The sequence below is a fragment of the Staphylococcus coagulans genome, from assembly GCF_002901995.1.
GTDB lineage: Bacteria > Bacillota > Bacilli > Staphylococcales > Staphylococcaceae > Staphylococcus > Staphylococcus coagulans.
In genome coordinates, this window is sequence record NZ_PPQN01000119.1 from 899 (window position 1) to 1,919 (window position 1,021).

General features: G+C 27.1%; 1 protein-coding gene. It reads left to right on the forward strand.

What is annotated here, in order from left to right; genetic code table 11:
- The first annotated feature begins 373 nt into the window (after positions 1 to 373).
- Positions 374 to 637: a hypothetical protein gene (locus CD118_RS11625; protein WP_060829982.1), complete on the forward strand. Its 264-nt coding sequence runs from the start codon at positions 374 to 376 to the stop codon at positions 635 to 637.
- Positions 638 to 1,021 lie beyond the last annotated feature (384 nt).

A 1,021-nucleotide genomic window follows, 5' to 3' on the forward strand; every position in this document is an offset into this window, starting at 1 on the left:
GCTCTACGTCATTAATAAAAGAAATACGGCGAAAATAAAGCTATCTATGTAAAGAAATTTATTACAACTAATTGTTGTGATTAAAATGCTAAGTGATGATATATCAAATCAAGAAAATAAATACTGTTTTTGAGATTTAATAAAGATTTGATAATAAATGTATTTTTTGGTATATTACGACTTATAAACAAGTGGATAATTTTACACTCTAAAACTTGTTTACCTCATATTTTTGTTTCTAAAATAAACTAAAGTTGAGCTTTATTTTTTGATTGTTTCTCATTCTCAACTTACCTTTTGACACTTCGTTCGTAACAGCAATTCAGTTTTGAGGTTCGTATCATTAAGAATTATTTCAACTAGGAGAGAAAAAATGGGAGAGTTAAACAAAAATGAATTAGAACAATTAGAAAAAAGAATTAATCATAGATTTGATGATTTAGAAAGACACTTACATGCTTTACCGATGCACTTAGAAGATAAGATGAAACTCATTTTTCAAATAGAGAAAGAAATTCTTAGAGGTGAAAGAATAAAAGATCGAGACAAAATTATTAACCGAATCGCTGTTACTTTAACAGTGATTGGTACGATTTTAACGACAATTATCGCTTTATTCACTTTTTTCTGGCGGTAAAAGCAAAGCAAACAGGATAAAGTGATGATATCACATACATGAGCTTGGTATTAGATTCTTTTTTGCTCACCTTATTCATTAAAGGAAATACGATGAAATCGAATTAAGATTACTCGTATTTCCCTTTTTATGTTTACGACTTTCTTTTCAGGAGTGAACGTAAAATAAGTACTGTCAATATTATATTCACTACGATGTTAATGATTGTTTATGCATTTGATTTTTTCTTCATATTGTCATCCCCTCTATACAAATTAATGACTCACTAAAATTTATTATAACGTTAAATTAACTTTATTTTAAAATTTCATTTTCTAACACATAATTGTTTTATAACTACATAATGACTTAAACTGCTTTTGTACACTTGATATCGTGTCATTC

Excerpts from the sequence above, each read along its gene's own strand:
- CD118_RS11625 (WP_060829982.1), top strand. The coding sequence starts at position 374 with ATGGGAGAGTTAAACAAAAATGAATTAGAACAATTAGAAAAAAGAATT.